The organism is Bosea sp. 685 (assembly GCF_031884435.1).
In the GTDB taxonomy this organism is placed as follows: Bacteria; Pseudomonadota; Alphaproteobacteria; order Rhizobiales; family Beijerinckiaceae; genus Allobosea.
The window spans coordinates 183,562-203,123 of the sequence record NZ_CP134778.1; the positions used below are offsets into that span (position 1 = coordinate 183,562).

The window sequence follows — 19,562 nt, forward strand, 5'->3', positions numbered from 1 at the left end:
GCGGACACTTGGTCATGGCAGACAACAAGCAGCAGCACTACGTGCCAAAGGCTACCCTGCGGCATTTCGCTTGCGACCCGGATCGACAGCCCAAGCCGCGCTTGATCAACCTGATCAATATCAGTCGTGGCAAAGTTGTTCGGGGAGCGTCGCTGGCCGATCAGTGCTATCGCGACTATTTTTACGGCAAGGATACGAGAGTCGAGAAGGCTCTGGGAGGCGCAGAGGGCTATTTCGCTTCTCTCGTTCGAAAGATGATCACAACACGTTCAATCGACGAACGTGATGGCTGGCATCTGGTCCAGATGGTTTCACTGCAACGCGGCAGGACACTGCGTGCCGAGCAGGAACTCAACGGCATGACCGATAAGATGATCAAGTTGTTCATGTTCAACAAGATCGGCGAGGACGATTTGCGCCGCGTCCGTATCGGGCTGGAGGGCGCCGCGCGGCTCAATGTTGCTCAATCTCTTGCGATCAGCCCGATGCTGCTGGATCTCAAACGCTTTTTAATCGTCAACGAAACGAGCGTTCCGTTTGTTATTGCCGATAATCCCGTCGTTTCGACCAACTGGTTTGGGAGGAAGAACGATCCGCGCCGGATGGTCGGGATCGCCCGATCCGGATTGCAGATGATTTTGCCGCTGACGCCCAAGTTTGCGCTGATGATGCACGATAACAATGTCTACAACGCGGAGTCGGATCATAACGTCATAGCGCTTGCCAACAGCGCTGAGGCGTCCGCATTGAACGAGCTTCAATGGATGAACGCCTATCAGAACGTCTATTCCCCGCCGACACTTGAGCACGAGCGTGTCGAGGCGTTGCTCCGCATTCCACGGCCAGAAGGCAGTCTATACGAGTTCAAGAGGCTGGAGCGCCTGGCTGATGACGGGAAGTTCCAGGCCACTGACAAGGACGAGTTCTCGCCGCCCAGCGAGGGAGTGAAGTCAGAACTGGTTGTCCACTCTGCAAGGGCTTTGCCACGAGATGCCCGGCTTCGGGCCGTTAGGCTCCGGGATAAGGCTGTCGTTTTCGACGACGGGTCCATGGCGTCGCCACAACGAGATCCGGTTTGGGAGGATAAGCGTTCTCACAGAAGCTGCCGAAGGTGACCGCAACCTAGCAAAAACTGCGAATTGTGGTAACAGTGGCAACATATCGCCACGCTCACCCGGGAGACGCATATGCCGGTCACTACCTTGTCCAGCCGCGACCTCAACGCCGATCTCGGGCGTGCGAAGCGCGCAGCCAACGACGGCCCCGTCATCATTACCGATCACGGCAAGCCTGCTCATGTCTTGCTGTCATTCTCCGAGTACCAGCGCATCATCGGAAAACAGCAGAGCGTTGTCGACGAACTCGGCCTTCCACCCGGCATCGAAGACATCGATGTCGAATTCCCCGCTCGCGCGAAATGCCTGGCCAGATCGACCTCTCCTGATGTTCATTCTCGATACGAACGTCATCTCCGAGCTGCGCAAGGTGCGGGCCGGAAAGGCTGATCCCAAAGTCAGCAACTGGGCGCGTCAAACGCCGGGAGCCAGTCTCTTCCTGTCTACGATCGTGGTCCAGGAACTCGAGATCGGAACGCTGCAGTTAGAGCGGAAGGATCCCGCACAAGGTGCCATCCTGCGCACCTGGTTGGAGGAGCACGTCCTGCCCACGTTTCACGACCGGATTCTTCCGGTCGACACCAATGTCGCTCGCAAGAGCGCCACGCTACACGTCCCCAACCCTCGACCTTACCGGGACGGCTTCATCGGCGCCACTGCGCTGGTTTTCGGAATGACATTGGTCACGCGTAACACGGACGATTTCGAAAGAACCGGCGTGCGCCTGCTGAACCCGTGGCTCTGACCGCAAGCTTAGCGTCACGGTTACGGTGAAAAAGACCCGGACGGGCTGGGAAGCCACCGTCCGGATCTCACTTTTCATAGCGTAGCCAAACGGTCGGTGGGCGTTGACGCGCCCGCCAGCCACTTCGGAATATGCGCCTAGCCCCGCGCCTCTTCAAGAAGCGCGGCTGCCTACGCAGCCGATCCATCGATCCTCTGAAATTGGGAGACCCTATCGGGTTCGAAATCCCAAGGAGGACGAAGACGATGACCACGATCGCTGCGCTCACCAGCCTCCGCAACATCGCCCTCGACCGTGCCGACGCCTGCGAGACCGTACTCGCGATGAACCTGCACTTCGGCGTGGCACGCGAGATCGGCCGGATCATCAACGAGCTGCGCCACGGCTGCATCGACATACCAAGCCGCCGTCGAGCCAGGTCTCGCGGTTTGTCCGACGAGCAAAGACGCGCTGCTCCATCGCACAGTGACCACACTTCCTGACACAAGCTCCCAGCGCGGGAACGCCCGCCGACCATAGAATCGAACATGGAATCTGGACGAAACCAGATTGGCGCGAAATCCCAAGGAAGGACGATCACGATGGCCTTTAGCCACGCGCTCTCGCTGATGTCGACGCTCGACGGACGCCGCCGCATCGACACCATCCTGCTCACCACTGAGTGCTTTGGTCAGCGGCGGAGCGTGCGCGAGGCCCTGTCCGCCAAGATCGCCGGTAACACGGAGCTGTTCGACCTCGTCGAAACCGGACCTGGTGTCGAGATCCCGTTTGAGACCATGAGCTCACTCGAAATCAACGACAAAGCTGGAATCGCCAACGGCGTCGACGCCGAGTTGAGCGTCCTGCTCGCCCTCAAAGAGGCTAAGAGCGCGGTCGAGAAGAACGCCCGCGACCGGGGTTCCCCGCCGACAATCTTCATCGAGCTCATCAGCAGCCTCTAACGAGAAAGGGCGGCCAACCCTAAGGTGGCCGCCCTTTTTCGTGCCGAAGGGCACAAACCCCTTAGAGCTCGATATCCGCGAAATCCAGCTTACTCAGGTTACGCAGATTTTCGATCCGCCCCTGTTCGTCCTTCTCGGCAAAGGCAATCAAATCATCCGATGTCGGCGGCGTATAGTCATAACGACCTGCCTCCTCAAAAATCCAACCGTCGAGGACATCCTGGTGCAGTTCCCTCGGGAACGCCCAGGCCGGGAAGCGCTGATGAATGCGACATGTGCGGTCCTTCGCTGGATCATCGCCCGCCCAGGCCAGAAGGTCGAGCCGCGAGAACCCGTCAAACCAAGTCATGGCATCGACGATCTTGCGATAAATCGCCTGCTCGGTCCAAGTCAGACGACCGATAAACCGCACCTCGTCATTCATGACGCGCACCTTCGCCGTGGTCAGGTCAATCTCCCCACGCTCGACCTGATCGGCACGACGTTCCACCGACACCAAACGGCGCTCGATGAACGGCCACACCCAGAACCGCTCGCGCTCCTCTGCAACTGCCTCCTCGAACTTGCTGCGGCGCTGCCAGCAAAATCCGTGAGCCGAGCCATAGCGCCGGATATAAACGTCGTAGTCGGCTACCGGAAAATCGACACCGTTGAAATAATAGGACTTCATCCAGAGCTGAAGATCCTCTTCGGACATCCCGAGCGACGGATCGTTCCGATCGAACGTCGGCTCATGCCGCGACAGACCGAAGCCCTTGAACAGGGCACGGATCTCCGGCCTCACCCTCTCCGCATCCGCGGCATCGGTGAAATCGTAATCGTGACGCTTCGCGCCATCCTGGCCGCGGACCCAATCAGGCGCGCATTCATGAAGCTCCCTGCGGTGCGACTGCAGATAGGCGGCCATAATGATTTCACCGTCGATCGTCATCTCGGCGCCGGCAGTGAATTCCCGCAGCGCGGCCAGACGATAATTGTTGAGACGCTCGGCGGCCGCACGCGGATCAAAGGACGGGGCCTCCGCAACCGCCGGCGCTGACGCGACGATCGCCTCTTCGGAGACGGTCACGACCAGGTCGACTGCTGCCGCCACATTCTGCTTCGCCGCAATCGTGTCGACCAGCAGCTCCCGCCCCACCGCCGGCGCAGCCTGCGGCGCGACCGAACGGGCAGGGGAGGCAGTGACGGGGGAGACCTTTGAGCCTTCGCGCACGCCACGCTTCGGAAACTGCTTGCCCATCGCACGAAGTCGACCCGCGTCCGTTTTCGCCCGCGACGGACGGGCAGGACGCGTGTCGCCTGGACCATATTTGCGAGGCCGCCCACGACCGCGCTTCTCGATGCCCGCGGATCCGAGAAGACCGTGCTGCGCCGCGACGGCATTCGCGACATCGCGATTATACCGACCGCCGACCAGCGACATCCTGATCAGCCCAACACGCTCGTTCGAGCTCGCCGTGATGCAGTCGACCTCTGCGATCCTGGCCTCGAACTCAGCCTGAAGACGCGCACGGGCAGCCTGACCGAAAACATCGGCCAAGCGCTGGTACCGCGCCTCCTGCAGCTGGGGACGCTCGGTGCCCCACCAATACTCATAAACCGCCATTGCTGATCCTGGAGCTCGCCCGGGCCAAGCCGGGTAGCCGAATTCGATCGTCATTTTAGCGGACGCCGCCACTGGCCCGCAAGGCGTAGCCGTATTTTTTGCGCCTCGAAATTCCGATTTAATTCGCCTCGATTTTAAGACCGCCCGGCCTAGCATCGGCGTCAAGCGCTTATCCGCATTTTTAATGCCTCGAGTTTTCGAATTCCTTCGCCTCGATTTGGCACGCGGCCGAGATGCGAGCCCGAATTTCACCGCCCCATTATTTGCGGATTTAATTCGCCTCAACCGGCCGCACGCCTGTGAATTTATGTACCTCGAAAGTTGCACGGCATTTACGCCGGCGTCGACGATTGAACACCAGATCCCCTTTGATGGACCGCGATTTTCACCGCCTTGTTTCTTGCATCGTGAAACAACGCAATATCAGCGCTTTAGGCGAATGTGAGGCGGCGAAATTCACGATCGACGTCTACCACGGCGCCGGCCTTGTCGGCCGACAGCAATCGCACGAACGAGGCTCCAATATTCCCGCCGTGATCAATTTTAGTTCCATAAGATACCTTATGCGAACGCCGAACTCCAAGGCTGCAGCACAGCATCTGGTATGTTGAGCATTGGCCGATACGCTATTGGTTGATTGAGGCTGGCGTCCCCCACTCCGCGGGACGGTCCCGTGAAACCCCAAAGAAGCGGAGTAAAGAAATGCGATATATTCGAGATCGACTGCATGAGCCCAGCCCGAGGCAAGCGAAGGTAATTCTTCTGTCAGACAGCATCGTTGTCACTGCAACGGCGGGTGGGGCCGACATGTTTCGAGCAGAGGTCGTGCCAGACCACAAGATTCTGCCTCTTCATGTCGATTCGGAGTCTTTATACTCTGCGATCGCTGACATGCTCGCCAAACATCAGGCCTCAATCCAGGTGCCTGGACCGAGCTACGCCGAAAAGTATGCTTGGCTCAAGAAGCCGGATATCGTGGCCGATGTCGATGTTGTCGAGTACGAGGGTGCCGTCGAACTCAGGTATCCTGTCTACCCTCTACAGGATTCCGCCACGAGCTTTGCGTTGTACGCAAGGGAAAGCTTCCATAAGGACAGGCACGCCGACGACATGACGGCGATGATCATGAAGATGCTCGAGGCGAGACGCCACCTTCTCACGCTCACGGGCGCGCCGAAGCAGAGGGCCTTCGACGGGTCTTCGGATATGCGAGAGAAGATGGATTGGAGCAAGCCGATGGATCCTCGAAAGCTCTAGAATCCCAACGAAATCGAGCGTAGGCGGCTGAAACCGTCGCCTACGCTCTTCTTTTGAGGAATAGCTGAAACCCCGCGGCCGCTATCGACCACGCCGCTCTCGAGGACGATTCCGCCGGCGGCATCTGCTGGCTGAAGCACTGGCAGCTGCCGCCGGCGTTCCCCGCCAAGGACGAGGCTCCATGGAAGGGCTTAAAGACCCCACGGAGCCTCCCTCCCCTCAAAGACCAGGCCCTGCCCTGCGCGCCCGGCTGCGCCCCGCCCAGGGCGCCTGAGAAGCCCCCGGCAAGGACGGCCGAAACCCCCGCAACTGCACAGCCCCTCAGTGGCTGGCCCCACCAATGACAGGCCCGAAAACGGGCCTCATTCCCCAAATAAAAAATAGGCTCAATACCTCAGTTTTTGTGGGTGCCTCCGCACCCCCAAAAACTGATAGGCGCCTTCGCGCCGATTGAGGTCTCCGACAGCCCCATGGACCACCCCTTCCACCCTTCCAAAACCTCATGTTGCGCCTTCGCGCTCCAGCCCAGGCCTACGCCCGGTCACGGTTTGGGTTCGGATGTCGGAGGACGGCCCTACGGCCGCCCTTTGAACGTGGTCCTGCGCCTTCGCGCTAATGGGGCTTGGAGACGATTCTGGCCTAGGTTTTAAGGCAGCATAATTCGAGGGTCTGACGCCTCTTCCGAGGCTCTGGGATCGGCTACTCACTGGCTTCGCCGGGAGCCGCCCGAGACCCTTCTGGCGCCTACGCACCAGCGAATTATCCTGCCTTAAAAAGTCGCCCTCTTCGGGCTCCTGAACCGGCCAGTGCGGCGGCCTGCGCCGCCTCATATTGCTGCCGCCAGACGGCGTCAGAAGCTGTCGCTTTTGATGATGGAGGTAGCCGGCAAAGGGCTGCCCCGCGAATATCGAAGACTGCGTGGAGCGAATAGAGGCGCGGCTCAAACACAGCCGCTCAGACACCGCCTCGGTCTTCGTGAAGCCACAGACGGCCGGAGCGTGGCGCAAGCGGCGATCCCAACTTCTCGAGTGACAACGCCGGGGCCTGTTGGAGTTTCACTATCACCCCTCCTCGGAAGGATTGGCGTGGGCCTGCGCTGAATACCCCTTGTTGTAAGGGCGGCGACGCTTCGGCACCACGTCGCAGAGGCGAACCGGCTGCCTAGCTATGGCAGGTCGGGAAAGCCCGGCGCCGTCAGTCCAAGCGCACTGAGGTGTCGTCGGCCGCGCCCACTTCGATCACGCGGTCGGGCCGAAAACCCTGGTTCTCTCGAACATCGTTGCGAGGATAGCCCGCTTGGTTCGCGAACACTCGAGTTCGGCCAACCAAGTAGTCATGCGAACCATGATCATGCCCATGGATCCACAGCTCGGGCTCGGCGGCTTCGATCAACCAACCGAGATCCGACACGAACGCCGGCGACAGCGAACTACCCTGGTGCCGTGGCTGCACCGAGCCTGGATGCGGCGCATGATGCGTTACGACCACCGTGGGTCCGCTATGATGTTGCTCGAGTTGCTCCCGCAGATAGTCGCGGTCTTTTCGATGTTCGGCGGCCGCGTGCCACGGCATGAACCGGGCGTAGTGGCCACTGTCCTCATGATATCGGATCAGTCGGTGGTCGTTCATCTCGTCCCCGGCAGTGATCATCGATGGCTTCGGGGTGCCCAGCAGCCGATAGTCGGTCCAGAGGATCGCACCGATAAAGCGGACCCCTTCGATGACAACTGCGCGCCGGTTCAGCATGTGGATCCCAGCGTCGTCAGCGGCGGCCTGCCCCTTGGCAAGCTCGGACTTCATTTCGTGCTTGTAGAATTCGTGGTTGCCGGGGACGTAGACAATCGGCTTGCCGCGCAGAGCGTTGGCGGCGCGTTCATGGGCGAGCCATTCGACCGCGGCGGTGACGGGCTGATGGATGTCACCTGCGAAGACCGCCACATCGAATTCCGGCATAGGGGCAGGAAACTCAAAAATGCCGAATTCGAGATGGAGGTCCGAGATTACGAGCAGGCGCATTCGATCAACCGATCAAGCAATTGGCGAACCGGCAGCGAGACCTGCTCGCCCGTTCGAGGAAGATGACCTGCCCCGTGTTCCAGCGCGGCCTGGAAGTTGCGAATGGTCATGGCGCGCATACCCACCGCTTGCGGTCCCAGAACGTCAGCCTCTGGGGTATCGCCAACGAACAGAATCTGCGCGGCCGAGAGGCCCAGCTGTTCGCAGACCAGATGGAAAATTTCAGGCTGCGGTTTCACTAGCCCGACCTCGAAGGAGAGCACGAGAGCATCTGGAATGCCTGGAACGACGGCCAGGAGCGGCTTGGCATATGGGAGGGCGAGGTTCGAACAAATTCCGATCCGCAAGTCTGCACGCCGGAGCGACGCCCAGATCTTCTCGATGCCAGGGCGGAGTTGGATCGACCGGCATTCCGCGGCGAGATCGCACTCGAGTTCCAGAAGGCGCGCTTCACCAATTTTGATGGCGAGCTTCGTTGCGATGTCGCGCAGGCCGAGAGGAGATAGCAGGGCATCCGTGGCGAGCCGGCCCTTTGGACCTTCGCTCAACATCGCCCGAAACGGCCGACGCGTGTCGGTGATCTCGACGAGCGTTCCGAACGCGTCGAAGCAGATGGCCTCTATCGTACTCATGCTACCGGCTGTTCGCCCCTGTGGAGCGTCCGACTGCGCCCAAGAAGCCGAGATAGCTCTGCATTCTCCCTCCGAAGGGATGCAATGACAAATTCGAGATGTCGGATATGTGAGGCGCCCGCATCCGAACCCAAAAAATCAAGGCCGACCCAATGATCCACGAAATGTAGCAAGGTGAGTGAGCCAGCCAGCGTCACGCGAGCGCTGGTGCGATTCGTTCGAACGTTTCCTCTTGTGAACCGTGGATACTGCCCCTGCGCGCTGCACCAGCTGTCGAAATCGGCCTGCCAGGCATCGCGACTTCCGATCTCGCCTGTGGCGCCTATTGCGATTTGGAAGCGGGAGCGCGACGGGCTGACCCGCTCGATTGAGACATCGAGCCCGAGATCAGGGAATCTCGGTGCCTTACGAACGAAGCATTTCACTTTTCACTTCCCGAGCAATGCCGTCGAGTCGAGGAGGTCTGGCCGCACGACTTGGCAACTGACACCTACCGTGCCGGCACATCTTCTGACCTAATGTGCGGTATAACGCAACGCGCTATAGCGCGTCGCGCTAAAATGCTCATTGTCCCTACATGCCGACATGGACATTCGGCAGGTCATCGGCGCGAATGCGAGAGCGCTTCGCCTCGCACGAGGCCTCACTCAAGCTCAGGTCGCAACGAGGCTGGGCGTAGATCGCGCTCATGTCAGCGCGCTAGAACAAGGTCAGCGGAATCCTACCGCAATAAGCTTGGCGCAAATAGCTGCGGCCTTGGAAGCCACCGTGAGCGACTTGGTCGATGAGCAATCTGAACACACCATCGCGACACGCACGACGGTGCCCAGCTCGGATTCCGAGAAGTGACGTCGCACTTTTCAATCGGAATTCCTCAGCGCTTCGCACGCACTGGGTCCGCTCAGTAAGTTCGGCGAGAGAGCGCTGCAGTCGACCCAGGCCCTTGTTCGAGCTAACGCTGCTGGTCGCCGTTACGGCACTTCTAAGCCGTCTTCCTGATCGGCGGGCTCCCCCGAAAATCTCTCGGGAGCCCTAGCGAGCCGAAGCCGACGCGGCTTCGCTAGTATCGCCGAAGTGGTTCAACCATCGATTCACGCAGATCTATAATCGATAGAACCTAGAGATTTCGGACACGGCCAGGCCCCGCAGGAAGGGAGCTTCTTGGTGCAGGCCCCTCCCCTGCCCTTCGAGATTTATGGTTCGCTTGAACCTGCGGCCGATTCTGATCAATCCTCGGCCGGTAACATTTCGTTAAGCTTAAATCGCTGGACCAACGCACAGAATCATGGCGTAGCTTGTCGGATCAGGGTCGATAAATCGGCCCTTGCCCGCTAATGAGGAAATGCTACGCCAATGCCGGACGCCCTGGCACAGAAAACCGTACAGTCGCTTGCTCCCGCCGAGCGCGTCTGGAGGCATGCCCGGGTGCTGTCTCAGCAGCTAAATGCATTGCGGGAACGGATGTATCCGCCGCACGCTCAAAAGAGCCTTCGTCATTTTCTTACGAATGAGGTTTCCAAGCTCACCTCGATCCCGGATTCGACGCTGAAGTTGATGTCCAACGAAGGCAAGGGTCCCCTCCCCGCGCGCTTGGAGAACAATCATCGGGCCTACTCGCTTGCGCAGGTCAATGAGCTTCGGCAACTCGCCGCCGCCCAAAAGCCTTCTGAGGCTCTGCGATTTCTCCCTCATAGACGGGCTGGCGAGCATCTGCAGATCCTAGCGATCGCAAATTTCAAGGGCGGCTCGGCCAAAACGACGACAAGCGTTCATCTTGCTCACTATCTGGCCCTCCATGGCTATCGTGTCCTCGCCATCGACCTGGATCCGCAGGCCTCGCTGTCGGCAATGTTTGGTGCACAGCCCGAGATGGATGTCGCTGCCAACGAAACAGTCTGGGCAGCGTTGCGATACGATGAAGAGCGTCGGCCACTTCGGGAGGTAATCCGGAAAACCTACTTTTCGGGGGTCGACCTGATCCCTGGGAACCTTGAGGTGATGGAATTCGAGTACGAGACGCCTCGCATGCTAGCGCAGGCCAGGAAGGCAGATACCCTCTTCTTCGAGCGCTTAGGGCTCGCGATTCGTGAGGTTGAAGACGACTACGACGTAGTCATTCTCGATACACCGCCCTCGCTGGGTTATCTCACATTGGGTGCCATTTACGCCTCGACTGGCATGGTCGTGACTATTCATCCTGCGATGCTGGATGTTGCCTCTATGGGGCAATTCCTCCTTATGATGGGTGACCTGATCGATGTGATCTCGCGCGAGCGCGCTTCGATGCGGCAGGATTTTTTCCGGTACCTCGTTACCCGCCATAATCCGTACGATAAGCCGCAGACCGAAATCGTCGCGATGCTACGCATGCTGTTCCCCGATGATGTCCTAATGCCGACTGCCGTCGAAAGCACTGCCGTCGAGGCTGCGGGGCTTGCGAAGCGAAGCATCTACGAGCTGGAGCCCGGCGAGATCGGCCGTGAAGCATTCAAGCGCGCAAGAGAGTCATTTGATTCGGTCAATGAAGGGATCCTTGCTCTCATCAACGAAAGCTGGGGGCGGCGATGACGAAGAAGCCTGCCCGCCGCTCCATCGTTTCAAGCTTCGGCGCTATGTCACTCAATGCGTCAGAAGTTCAAGCCGATGAGAAGACCCTCGACGTAGCTCCGGCACCCTCCCTTCCGACAACCCCACGTGTACCTGCGGGAGTCATTGGAGCAGCGCAACGGACATTGTCTGATATTCGGGAGGAGAGAGATCGCCTGCAGGCGATCGTTGATGCCGGCATTGCCGGGCTTGCCGAACTCAACGCGGAGTTGATCGATCCCTCGCCGTTCCCAGATCGACTGCCTGACGATGGTTCAGCTGCTTTCGATGACTTCAAGAGGTCTATCGCTGAAGATGGCCAGCGCGTTCCAGTGCAGGTCCGGCCGCATCCAGATGCCCCGGAACGCTATCAGGTCATCTATGGCCATCGGCGTGTGCGCGCAGCGCGGGAGCTGGGCATTCCTGTCAAAGCCCTGGTTCGGCAACTTACCGACACGGATCTCGTTGTCTCGCAGGGGCTGGAGAACGCGAGCCGGCAGGATTTGAGTTGGATTGAGAAAGCGGTCTTTGCTCGCCAAATGGAAGGCGCGGGCGTTCGTGCACGTGACATTCGTGGCGCCCTCTCGATCGACGATCCTGAACTGGCGCGGATGCGTTCTGTTTGGAGGGCGGTTCCAAGCGATATGATTATCGCTATCGGGCGAGCGCCTAAAGTTGGACGCCCGCGCTGGGTGGAGCTCGCGGCATTGTTGGCCGCCGATCCGGTGAAAATCACGACGGCTTGGAAAATCTTGTCAGCTGACAAGGTTCGCGCGGAGCTTTCGGATGTGCGTTTCCAGATCGTTCTGGGTTCTTTGGCTGACGCGAACAAGTCGACCGAGGCGTTCAATCTTGAAATGGCTGCCGGAGGTGGCCGCAGCGTCGGGAAAGCTGTGTTTGGCGAGCGCGAGATACGGCTCAAAGTCGACGCGAAGGCAGCCATCGAGTTCAAGGCGTTCTTCAAGCAAGAATTGCCGGCATTGATAGAGCGTTTCGAGGCGTCTCGCGTCGAGCGCTAAGCGAGAACCTTGTCAGCTGACAAGGTATAACCAAGGAGGAACGAAACTGACCCGAATTCACCACGTTTACTGAGCTGATGCTCAGAAGAGGCTGGTGAGCGACCCTAACTCGCAAAAGAAAAAGGCCCCCAAGGCGGCGCCCCGGAAGCCCTTCTCTCGTGTGGTAGCTTGAGAATCGCACTTCCACGAATCGCCGTCAAGAGTCTCGATGAGATTTGACGCCGTCCTGGCGAGCGGATTTCTTTTGCCTAATCACAGGTGAAGAAACGTGGTTATCCACATCTCGACGACGCCCTTTGGGCGGCGATCGCTGACGCTTGCCCATGTCGCAAGCCAGGCGAACGCGAAAGAACGTCCGCCTGAGAAGGCGGTTCATAAATGGAACATCTTCCGGGCGATCTGCACGGCAAAGGCTCGTATCGGTGTAACCGAGCGCGCGCTGGCTGTTCTGGATGCTCTCCTGACGTTTCATCCGGAAACCGTGCTGACGGGCGAGGGGTTGATCGTCTTCCCGTCAAACCAGCAGCTCTGCCTGAGGGCGCACGGCATGCCGCCGGCGACGCTTCGGCGCCATCTCGCAGTCCTGGTCGATTGTGGGTTGGTCATCCGTCGCGATAGCCCCAACGGCAAGCGTTATGCGCGCAAGGACAGGGCAGGGGAGATCGAGGTCGCGTTTGGCTTCGATCTATCGCCGCTTGTCGTTCGCGCCGATGAATTCGAAGGTTGGGCTGAGGCGGTCCACCTCGAGGAGCGAGCGCTGAAGCTGGTGCGCGAGAAGGTCACCATCTGCCGGCGTGACATCGCCAAGATGATTGCGACCGGCCTGGAAGAGGGCGTCTCGACCCACCGCGGAGGGCAGGGCCCGGCCGACTGGATGGAGATCCACGCGCTCTATCGCGGCATTGTCGGCCGGATTCCACGCTCCGCAACGCGCCAGGTCCTGGAGCCGATTGCCGAGGAGCTGGCACTGCTGGCCGACGAAGTGCTCATCCTGTTGGAAGATCACATTAAAACTCAAAATATGAGCGGCAGTGAGTCTCATTCTGAGCGTCACATACAGAATTCAAATCCAGACTCCCTTACTGATCTTGAACCTCGCTTTCCAGAAAGCAGGGGGGTGATCGTCGAGATCGAACCTGAGCTCGCGAGGATGCCTGAACGGACCTACCCGTTGGGGATGGTGCTCGACGCCTGTCCCGATATTATCGACTACAGCCGCGGGGGGATCCTGAACTGGCGTGACTTGGCCGCGACGGTTGCTGTGGTTCGGCCGATGTTGGGAATAAGCCCGAGCGCCTGGGCCGAAGCACTGGGAGCGCTGGGTGAAATCGAGGCCTCAATCGTGGTGGCGGCCATCCTGCAGCGCGGGGAGGCGATCAGCAGCGCCGGCGGCTATTTGCGCAGTCTGACGCGGCGCGCTGAAGCGGGCGAGTTTTCGCTCGGGCCGATGCTGATGGCGCTGATCGGTAGCCGCAAGCGCGAGAAACAGCGGGCCTGAACCAAGTGAAGGTGACACGATCCATGGGGCGAAGATTTGCTGGCCCGTCAACAGCATGGCAGCTGAGGCGGTCGTTCTGTCGTGGGGGCTGCGTTCCGGGATACATCAGCGATGTGAATCGACACGGGCTCATTGATTCAAGCTTTGCGTTGGACCGATCTTGTCGCGGTGCGCCAGATGCTATGCATGAACAGCGCGCGCGAGACCGGGCCCGGAAAGCTGCAAATGCTGGTGCTGGAGCGCCGGGATGAGAGCTGCAATTTGGCCCGTTTCTACGTGCTAGCGATCGAGCCGACGCTGTTTGGCGACACGGCTTTGATCCGCGAATGGGGGCGCATTGGCGCCAAGGGCCGGCGCCGCCTCGATCTGCACGTTGACCATGAAACGGCGGCTGAAGCACTGGACGTCTGGCTGATGCGCAAAGCAGCGCGCGGCTACCGGGTCCGTTGCCCATAGCTGGTGAGGGCGGGGAGGGGATAGGTTTTCGCCCGGCGACCGGGGAATGCTTGCTCTATGGCCAGTTTCAGCTATTCGGGGCGCGCTTTCCCCGCTGAATCAACGAGGTTTTCGATGACCAAGAACGAACTCATTGCGGCTGTCGCCGAAGGCACCGGCAAAACCAAGGCCGATGTCGGCGCTATCCTGGCGTCCCTCGCAGAGGTCACGGCGAAAACCTTGAAGGAAGGCGGCGACGTCACCCTTGGCGGTATTGGCAAGCTCGTCGCTGCCAAGCGTGATGCACGCCAGGCTCGCAACCCCTCGACTGGCGCAATGATCGACGTTCCGGCCAAAACCGTCGTCAAGTTCAAGGTCGCCAAGGATCTCGCCGAGACTGTTGCTTGATCTGAATTCGGTTGAGGTGAGGTGCGGTTCCTGATGATCTTATCGCCCGAACTGCACCTCTTCGGTTCTCATCGCGACACAAAATCAAATAGAATTTGCGGACTGCCGGCGATAATTCTGCAAGTGATCAATGGTCTCACTCTTTCCACCTGGAGAGTAGAATGTCTGGCAACAACGCCGAGCTTCTCGAACTGACGGCATCGGTCGTTGCAGCCTATGTCTCAAAAAACGACGTTCAACCATCAGACCTCGTTGGCCTGATCGCGAGCACTCATTCCGCACTGGCAAAGCTTGGCACCGAGTCGGAGCCTGCTCCTGCGGTCGCCGTTCCGCTGGTTCCAGCTGTCCCGATCCGAAAATCGGTCACGCCTGATGCGATCATCTGCCTTGAAGACGGCAAGAAGTTCAAATCCCTGAAGCGTCACCTGAGCACATCCTTTGGCATGACGCCCGAGCAGTATCGCGTGAAGTGGGGCTTGCCTGTCGACTACCCGATGGTGGCTCCCGCCTATGCCGAAGCGCGTTCCGCTCTCGCCAAGTCGATGGGCCTTGGACGCAAGGCTGCGCTGGGCACTAAAAAGAAACCTGCAGCGCGCGCGAAAGCGGTCCGCGTCAAAAGCTAGGCGTCAGCCTGCAGGCATGAGAGAGCGGCGGGAGAGGGGCGTTCTGCGAGCGCTTTGGTCGGCGGTTCGAGCCCGGCGGCCCTCGTCCGATTGCCCCGGAAATGCTCGCGGCGGCGTTGGTCGCGCCGGGTCATTTCGGCGCTGGCATGGCGCCGTCCTATCAACACGGCGGCGGCACCGTGCCCTACATCGGGAAGGGCAGCGCCTCGATCCCATGCGGCGCGCTGGCCGGAGGCTACAACGGGCCGAGCCCGCCGCCGCCCCAGGTTCGCGAGTACGAGTGGACCGTGACCGCGCTCGACTCCAGCGGGGCCACGCTCGCCGTCGGCAAGGCAATGCGGAAGTTCCCTGAATAGAGGCACGCATTGGCTCGACAGCCCTGTCAGGGGGCTGCCGAGCCGCTCGTCGATGCCGCGCTATTCGCGGATGTCGTCTTGGACTCAGGTCTCCGGGGGCTGAGGCGCCACCAAGCCCAAGCGGCGTGCCTGATCCAGCAGAGATTTCACCGAAGAGGCGGCCCACTGTCGTCCGCCGCGAGGTGTGCGTTCTCGCATCCGCTCGCGGATGGATAACGGCCCAAGCTCGACTTGCGCTATCATCAACAGTGATCAGCATCTCTCGCTTTTCTTTGCAAAAAGCGCGCGCCATAGTCCGTCGATGGGGTTGATTGGGGGGCCGTTATGAATCAGCTTCGCGTGTCAGAGGCTGTCGAGGCAGCCGCAAAGGCTCTGCACGAGTCTGTTCGTGATCCTCATCAGTTCCGGTGGGAGACAATGACCGAACAGTGGCGGATCGAGATGCGCGCCTATGTTCGTCCCTGCGTCCTGGCTGCGCTGAGGGCGTCAGATGAATTCGCTGCGCGCCCCACCAATCGGCGTGTGCTTGGGACGCGGCCGCGTCTGGAGATGGTTTCGCGCTGAAGGCTCGGTCCGGAAGATTTGGCGCTTGCCGGGCGGGTCCGGTGACCGCCTCAATCAGGTTTCCGGTCTTTGCGTGCCTTTGGCAGGATTGCTGCTGCTGCCTCGCGCTCTTGCGTCTCTTTTTGCAGGCGCAGTTCTCTCAGGCGGGCCGTGTTGGTATCTCGTGCCTGGGCGCTCGTGTCGCTTTCGGACAGGATGCGCTCGCGCACCATCGATTGCGTCTGCGTCCTCAGAAACGCGTTGTCGGCATCGATCCGCTGCTTCGACTTTTCATTCATACGGGACCCTTTCAGGCATTGCAGCGATGGCGTTGGCGAGCGAGTCGCCAGCTCGACGAGGATAGACTGTTTCATCACCCCACGTCCCGTTGCTTGGTTAGAGTGATGCGGCGGTGGATTACGCGTGCGTCTTGCACGAGTATGGCCAAGTTGCTTCGGGGTCATAGTCGAAGCCGAGTTCGACCCATGAGGTGTGCCCAGCGCGCCGTGAATGGCCTAGTGAGTTCACTTGCCGCCGGGTGGGACAGTGGAATTGTTGATAGGAGCCGGAAGCGGCGCTAACGGGGAGACCATGCCTCATCGCTTGTCGCGCACTGCCCGAAATGTCCTGCTCCACGGTCGCTACGCCCATAAGGGCGGCCGGAGCTTGAGCCAGCGCGCCGCAAAACTCAGCCTGATCGCGGCAGCTTATTCCGCGGCCGAACTCCTGGCTGAGCCAGGGATCGGTCCGACGCGCGCGCTCGAGATCGCGACGTGGCTGAAACAGCAGGGCTGGACGTTTCGCTCGTCCACGTCGCATGCCGCCGACGTGCGAACGGGGCAAGATGAGACCGCAAGCGAATAGCCGAGACCGGATCTCGCTCCCCGCAGTCGTCTAACCCGAGCGACATCGGCTGCAAACGCCGCGCGGCTGGCCTCAGCAGCTGACGACGGCAGCGGACGAGACCGGCCCGAAGTGTTGGCCGGTCGTGGGCGCCCTCCGCCTAGCTGCAAGGGGGATCGCCTTAAATCGCAAGTCTTGCAGCTTTTCCGAGCGCCTGGTCGGCATCGTTATAGTAGCGCGCGGCCTGCTGGACCGAGCGGTGCTGGGACTGGCGCATGGCTGCGGGCAGGGCAACGCCGTTGCGCGCCGCCTCGGTCAGGTAGCCGGAGCGCAGGCCGTGCGCGGAAAACGCGATCGGATCGAGACCGGCCTGAGCGCAGCGGCGCTTGAGGATCAGGTTGATCGCCTGGGGCGTGAGCGCGCGATCGTCGATCGCCTCCCAGCGGTCGATCGCCCGAAACACGGCGCCCTTGCTGATCGCGGCGCGCTCGAGCCATTCGCGCAGGGCCTCGACGGGAGGCCCTATCAGCAACACCCGCGCATCGTCGTCGGCTTGGTTGTTTTTGGTTCGGCCGAGCGCGATCGCCATGCAGGGCAGGCGCGCGGAGTTTGGATCATCCGGATCGAGCGGCACATCGGCCTCGATGCTGAGTTGCTCGAGGCGCAATTTTGCGACCTCGCTGCGCCGGCGTCCACCGGAGCCGAAGGCGACCAGCAAAATGGCGAGATCGCGGCTGTCGGCCAGGCGGTCCGACTGGCAGGTCGCGATCAGCCGGTCCAAAATGTCGCGCGTGACGGCGCGCTTGCTTTTGCGCCGGCGCGGGCGGGCACTTGCCCTGACAGCCAGGCGCAGACCGGTCCGGATCGCCGGCGTGCCGAGCGGGCTCTCAAGCCCTTTCCAGCGATGCAGCGTCGCCCAATGCGCCAGGCGGCGCTTTACGGTGGAGCTCGCATGCGGACCCTCACTGCGCAGATGATCGCCGGCGCGCAGGGACGCCTCGACGTCGAGTGGCATGCCGTGAGCGGCGTCGTCGGCACGTCGCGCCGGATCCCAGAGGTGATGCGCGATAAATTTCAACACCAGCGCTTCGGGCGCCGGCCAGGGTAGGGCAGAGCCTGTCGAAGCGAACGACCAGGCTTCGAGATAGGCCAGGTCGGAGGCGAGCGCGCGCAGCGAGTTTTCGCCCATGCCCTCGCGGGCGAGATGGCGCAGGGTCTCGACGTCGTCGTCGGTCAGGATGGTTGCCAGCTTGTCGCGCCGTTCGATCGGCAAAATCCCGGCGAGCGCGTCGAGCTGCAGGGCGCGCCGCGTTTCGGGCTCGGCCGAGAGCAGGGAGGTCGATGTCACGGGCGCTCCTGGTGCCGTTTACGAGGGCCGATTTCGTCGACCGGATGCCCGGCTGACGTCGCCGGCGGGCTTTTGGAGCGCCAGAATCGCCGATTTCCGAGGGCGTGTCCATCACTATCGATAAGAGGTAATTATCGATAGTGATGTGTGTGAAATGGCGGATGCCGATGTGAAACAAGCCAGTAGCTATTTGGATTGGCTATGATAGATTTGTTGGGGTGAATTCAAAGCTCTATGACCTCTCACGTGTCGAACGCCAGACACTGATTTCGGACTGCGCCGCAGCCTCCGAAGCCGCGGCGATCGCGCTCGCTCGCTTCGACGAGCGTCTGCTCCGCGCCGAGCCCGTCCTGGCCGAGGGAATGCGCCAGCGCGGCCACGCCTTTGAAGCCCAGGCCCTGATCGGGCTCAGTGGCGGGCTGTGCCCGCTCGAGGACCTTTGCCTGCACGACGCCGGCATGGATGTGCGCAGTCCGACCCGCGAGATCACGCGCGCCGCGACCATGTTGGACGAGCGCCGGCGCCTGGCGCGGCGCGAGCCGGCCAAGGTTTTGAGCCCAAGCGCCCTGCGGCAACGGCTCGGTATCGAGGAATCACAAGATCCAGTTCGAACGGAAAGGGAGGCGCCCCCCTCCGGGACCGCGAAAAAGGTCGCGGCGCCATGGGACCGTGTCGGTGTTGAAGACGACGATGACGACCACGCCGACGAGGATGACCTGGACCTGGAGGACGAGCGCGATCATGTCGATCCAGCCTTCGGCGAAATCGACGCGCTGTTGGTGCGCACGCGAAAAAAGCTCGACGCCTGGAACGATCTGTCCTCCGACGAGGGCCGCAAAAGCCTGACGTTGCGCGATCCCAGCTATGACGCCGCGGGGCGGCTCGAGCGCTGGCTCAACGTCGTGGAGGAGGGCAGGGCTCTGCCGGCAACGCTTGCAGCCGCACTTGCGCTCGACGCCTGGCTTTGGCTCGAGCCATCCGAGCGCTCGGGCGAGCTTGGGTTCGTGTTTGCTGCAACCCTATTGCGGCAGCGGGGATTGAGCTTAGCGCATCTGCCGGCGATCGGGTTGGGGTTGCGGCGGGGAAAGTTCCGGTGGAGCCCGCATTTGGCGCTCAGCGTCCGGATCTCCGGGTTGTTTGCTGCTTTTGGTGAGGCGGCCGCGTTTGGGCAGGCTGATCTTGATCGGTTGTCGCTGGCGAGGGTCGTGATGCTGCGGCGGTGTGAGGGGAGGCGGGGGAATTCGAAGATGGCGGAACTGGTCGATCTGTTCGTGGCGTCGCCGCTGGTGACGGTGCAATTGGCGGCGGCGCAGCTAAAAGTGACGCCGCAGGCGGTCGAGGCGATGCTGAAGGAGCTCGGCGGCAGCCTGCCGCGTGAGCTCACCGGTCGGAAGCGCTACCGGGCCTGGGGGATCTTATGATTTGACAAAATATCGAGCGGGATGCGCGGGGCCGACATGCTTTTGGTCTGCGCCATGCTCAGCACATGGCAGGCAGGGTTTGCGGGGGCGGGGACTGCTGGGGAATCTTGCCCGCAGCCTTCCCGGTCGATGCGGTGGCGCCTGAATTGGCAGCAGAGTGTCTTCGGGAT

General features: G+C 61.0%; 20 protein-coding genes and 1 pseudogene. 16 read left to right on the plus strand and 5 right to left on the minus strand.

Annotated elements, in window-relative coordinates; all coding sequences use genetic code 11:
- The first annotated feature begins 14 nt into the window (after positions 1-14).
- The 5 genes and pseudogenes from RMR04_RS00900 to RMR04_RS00920 all read left to right on the plus strand — a co-directional run bounded on the left by RMR04_RS00900 (position 15) and on the right by RMR04_RS00920 (position 2,801).
- Entirely contained in the window at positions 15-1,115 is a 1,101-nt protein-coding gene (locus tag RMR04_RS00900; RefSeq protein WP_311909340.1) for a DUF4238 domain-containing protein, read from the plus strand.
- A gap of 72 nt (positions 1,116-1,187) precedes the next feature.
- Positions 1,188-1,418, plus strand: a pseudogene (locus RMR04_RS00905) (type II toxin-antitoxin system Phd/YefM family antitoxin); the annotation flags it as partial.
- 25 nt (positions 1,419-1,443) lie between these two features.
- Positions 1,444-1,860, plus strand: a complete 417-nt coding sequence (locus tag RMR04_RS00910; RefSeq protein ID WP_311909341.1) for a type II toxin-antitoxin system VapC family toxin — start codon at positions 1,444-1,446, stop codon at positions 1,858-1,860.
- Between the two features lie 245 nt (positions 1,861-2,105).
- Positions 2,106-2,342: a hypothetical protein gene (locus RMR04_RS00915; RefSeq protein ID WP_311909342.1), complete on the plus strand. Its 237-nt coding sequence runs from the start codon at positions 2,106-2,108 to the stop codon at positions 2,340-2,342.
- 99 nt (positions 2,343-2,441) lie between these two features.
- Positions 2,442-2,801 (plus strand): hypothetical protein, encoded by a 360-nt coding sequence (locus RMR04_RS00920; RefSeq protein ID WP_311909343.1) that lies wholly within the window; start codon positions 2,442-2,444, stop codon positions 2,799-2,801.
- A gap of 61 nt (positions 2,802-2,862) precedes the next feature.
- Here RMR04_RS00920 and RMR04_RS00925 read toward each other — a convergent pair whose 3' ends face one another.
- Positions 2,863-4,461, minus strand: a complete 1,599-nt coding sequence (locus RMR04_RS00925) for a hypothetical protein (RefSeq protein ID WP_311909344.1) — start codon at positions 4,459-4,461, stop codon at positions 2,863-2,865.
- 837 nt (positions 4,462-5,298) lie between these two features.
- On the opposite strand from RMR04_RS00925, the gene RMR04_RS00930 reads away from it, so the two are divergent.
- Entirely contained in the window at positions 5,299-5,664 is a 366-nt protein-coding gene (locus RMR04_RS00930) for a hypothetical protein (RefSeq protein WP_311909345.1), read from the plus strand.
- Positions 5,665-6,858: 1,194 nt separating this feature from the next.
- Here RMR04_RS00930 and RMR04_RS00935 read toward each other — a convergent pair.
- Complete coding sequence (locus RMR04_RS00935) at positions 6,859-7,680, minus strand: metallophosphoesterase (protein WP_311909346.1); 822 nt, start codon at positions 7,678-7,680, stop codon at positions 6,859-6,861.
- Positions 7,665-8,312: an HAD family hydrolase gene (locus RMR04_RS00940; protein WP_311909347.1), complete on the minus strand. Its 648-nt coding sequence runs from the start codon at positions 8,310-8,312 to the stop codon at positions 7,665-7,667. Before RMR04_RS00940 ends, RMR04_RS00935 begins: the two co-directional genes overlap by 16 nt.
- 585 nt (positions 8,313-8,897) lie before the next feature.
- Between RMR04_RS00940 and RMR04_RS00945 the strand changes: the two genes are divergently transcribed.
- The 8 genes from RMR04_RS00945 to RMR04_RS00980 all read left to right on the plus strand — a co-directional run bounded on the left by RMR04_RS00945 (position 8,898) and on the right by RMR04_RS00980 (position 15,237).
- Positions 8,898-9,161 (plus strand): helix-turn-helix domain-containing protein, encoded by a 264-nt coding sequence (locus tag RMR04_RS00945; RefSeq protein ID WP_311909348.1) that lies wholly within the window; start codon positions 8,898-8,900, stop codon positions 9,159-9,161.
- A 504-nt stretch (positions 9,162-9,665) separates the two neighbouring features.
- The gene (gene repA, locus RMR04_RS00950; protein WP_311909349.1) at positions 9,666-10,880 is read left to right on the plus strand and encodes a plasmid partitioning protein RepA; all 1,215 of its coding nucleotides are present in this window, start codon (positions 9,666-9,668) and stop codon (positions 10,878-10,880) included.
- Positions 10,877-11,917 (plus strand): plasmid partitioning protein RepB, encoded by a 1,041-nt coding sequence (gene repB, locus RMR04_RS00955; protein ID WP_311909350.1) that lies wholly within the window; start codon positions 10,877-10,879, stop codon positions 11,915-11,917. The genes repA and repB overlap by 4 nt, the downstream gene beginning before the upstream one ends.
- A gap of 268 nt (positions 11,918-12,185) precedes the next feature.
- A complete protein-coding gene (repC, locus tag RMR04_RS00960) occupies positions 12,186-13,415 on the plus strand; it encodes a plasmid replication protein RepC (RefSeq protein ID WP_311909351.1) in 1,230 nt (409 codons plus the stop codon).
- Positions 13,416-13,601: 186 nt separating this feature from the next.
- On the plus strand, positions 13,602-13,871 hold the full coding sequence (locus RMR04_RS00965; protein ID WP_311909352.1) for a WGR domain-containing protein: 270 nt from the start codon (positions 13,602-13,604) through the stop codon (positions 13,869-13,871).
- A gap of 114 nt (positions 13,872-13,985) precedes the next feature.
- Positions 13,986-14,258, plus strand: a complete 273-nt coding sequence (locus tag RMR04_RS00970; protein WP_311909353.1) for an HU family DNA-binding protein — start codon at positions 13,986-13,988, stop codon at positions 14,256-14,258.
- A 161-nt stretch (positions 14,259-14,419) separates the two neighbouring features.
- Positions 14,420-14,881: a Ros/MucR family transcriptional regulator gene (locus tag RMR04_RS00975; protein ID WP_311909354.1), complete on the plus strand. Its 462-nt coding sequence runs from the start codon at positions 14,420-14,422 to the stop codon at positions 14,879-14,881.
- Positions 14,882-14,982: 101 nt separating this feature from the next.
- Positions 14,983-15,237 carry a YbhB/YbcL family Raf kinase inhibitor-like protein gene (locus tag RMR04_RS00980; RefSeq protein WP_311909469.1) on the plus strand — a complete coding sequence of 85 codons (255 nt, stop codon included), beginning with the start codon at positions 14,983-14,985 and terminating at the stop codon, positions 15,235-15,237.
- A gap of 614 nt (positions 15,238-15,851) precedes the next feature.
- On the opposite strand, the gene RMR04_RS00985 is transcribed toward RMR04_RS00980, so the two are convergent.
- A complete protein-coding gene (locus RMR04_RS00985) occupies positions 15,852-16,154 on the minus strand; it encodes a hypothetical protein (protein ID WP_311909355.1) in 303 nt (100 codons plus the stop codon).
- A 292-nt stretch (positions 16,155-16,446) separates the two neighbouring features.
- Here RMR04_RS00985 and RMR04_RS00990 point away from each other — a divergent pair, with 292 nt between their 5' ends.
- On the plus strand, positions 16,447-16,644 hold the full coding sequence (locus RMR04_RS00990; RefSeq protein ID WP_311909356.1) for a hypothetical protein: 198 nt from the start codon (positions 16,447-16,449) through the stop codon (positions 16,642-16,644).
- A 160-nt stretch (positions 16,645-16,804) separates the two neighbouring features.
- Here the strand turns inward: RMR04_RS00990 and RMR04_RS00995 are convergent, their stop codons facing one another.
- Entirely contained in the window at positions 16,805-17,971 is a 1,167-nt protein-coding gene (locus tag RMR04_RS00995; protein ID WP_311909357.1) for a tyrosine-type recombinase/integrase, read from the minus strand.
- 218 nt (positions 17,972-18,189) lie between these two features.
- Between RMR04_RS00995 and RMR04_RS01000 the strand changes: the two genes are divergently transcribed.
- Positions 18,190-19,392 (plus strand): RHE_PE00001 family protein, encoded by a 1,203-nt coding sequence (locus RMR04_RS01000; protein ID WP_311909358.1) that lies wholly within the window; start codon positions 18,190-18,192, stop codon positions 19,390-19,392.
- Positions 19,393-19,562: the final 170 nt, after the last annotated feature.

Excerpts from the sequence above, each read along its gene's own strand:
- RMR04_RS00980 (WP_311909469.1), top strand. The coding sequence starts at position 14,983 with ATGCTCGCGGCGGCGTTGGTCGCGCCGGGTCATTTCGGCGCTGGCATG.
- RMR04_RS00940 (WP_311909347.1), bottom strand. The coding sequence starts at position 8,312 with ATGAGTACGATAGAGGCCATCTGCTTCGACGCGTTCGGAACGCTCGTC.
- repA (WP_311909349.1), top strand. The coding sequence starts at position 9,666 with ATGCCGGACGCCCTGGCACAGAAAACCGTACAGTCGCTTGCTCCCGCC.
- RMR04_RS00945 (WP_311909348.1), top strand. The coding sequence starts at position 8,898 with ATGGACATTCGGCAGGTCATCGGCGCGAATGCGAGAGCGCTTCGCCTC.
- RMR04_RS00975 (WP_311909354.1), top strand. The coding sequence starts at position 14,420 with ATGTCTGGCAACAACGCCGAGCTTCTCGAACTGACGGCATCGGTCGTT.
- RMR04_RS00915 (WP_311909342.1), top strand. The coding sequence starts at position 2,106 with ATGACCACGATCGCTGCGCTCACCAGCCTCCGCAACATCGCCCTCGAC.
- RMR04_RS00970 (WP_311909353.1), top strand. The coding sequence starts at position 13,986 with ATGACCAAGAACGAACTCATTGCGGCTGTCGCCGAAGGCACCGGCAAA.
- RMR04_RS00910 (WP_311909341.1), top strand. The coding sequence starts at position 1,444 with ATGTTCATTCTCGATACGAACGTCATCTCCGAGCTGCGCAAGGTGCGG.
- RMR04_RS00920 (WP_311909343.1), top strand. The coding sequence starts at position 2,442 with ATGGCCTTTAGCCACGCGCTCTCGCTGATGTCGACGCTCGACGGACGC.
- RMR04_RS00900 (WP_311909340.1), top strand. The coding sequence starts at position 15 with ATGGCAGACAACAAGCAGCAGCACTACGTGCCAAAGGCTACCCTGCGG.
- RMR04_RS00965 (WP_311909352.1), top strand. The coding sequence starts at position 13,602 with ATGAACAGCGCGCGCGAGACCGGGCCCGGAAAGCTGCAAATGCTGGTG.
- RMR04_RS00930 (WP_311909345.1), top strand. The coding sequence starts at position 5,299 with ATGCTCGCCAAACATCAGGCCTCAATCCAGGTGCCTGGACCGAGCTAC.
- RMR04_RS00985 (WP_311909355.1), bottom strand. The coding sequence starts at position 16,154 with ATGAAACAGTCTATCCTCGTCGAGCTGGCGACTCGCTCGCCAACGCCA.
- repB (WP_311909350.1), top strand. The coding sequence starts at position 10,877 with ATGACGAAGAAGCCTGCCCGCCGCTCCATCGTTTCAAGCTTCGGCGCT.
- RMR04_RS00935 (WP_311909346.1), bottom strand. The coding sequence starts at position 7,680 with ATGCGCCTGCTCGTAATCTCGGACCTCCATCTCGAATTCGGCATTTTT.
- RMR04_RS00925 (WP_311909344.1), bottom strand. The coding sequence starts at position 4,461 with ATGACGATCGAATTCGGCTACCCGGCTTGGCCCGGGCGAGCTCCAGGA.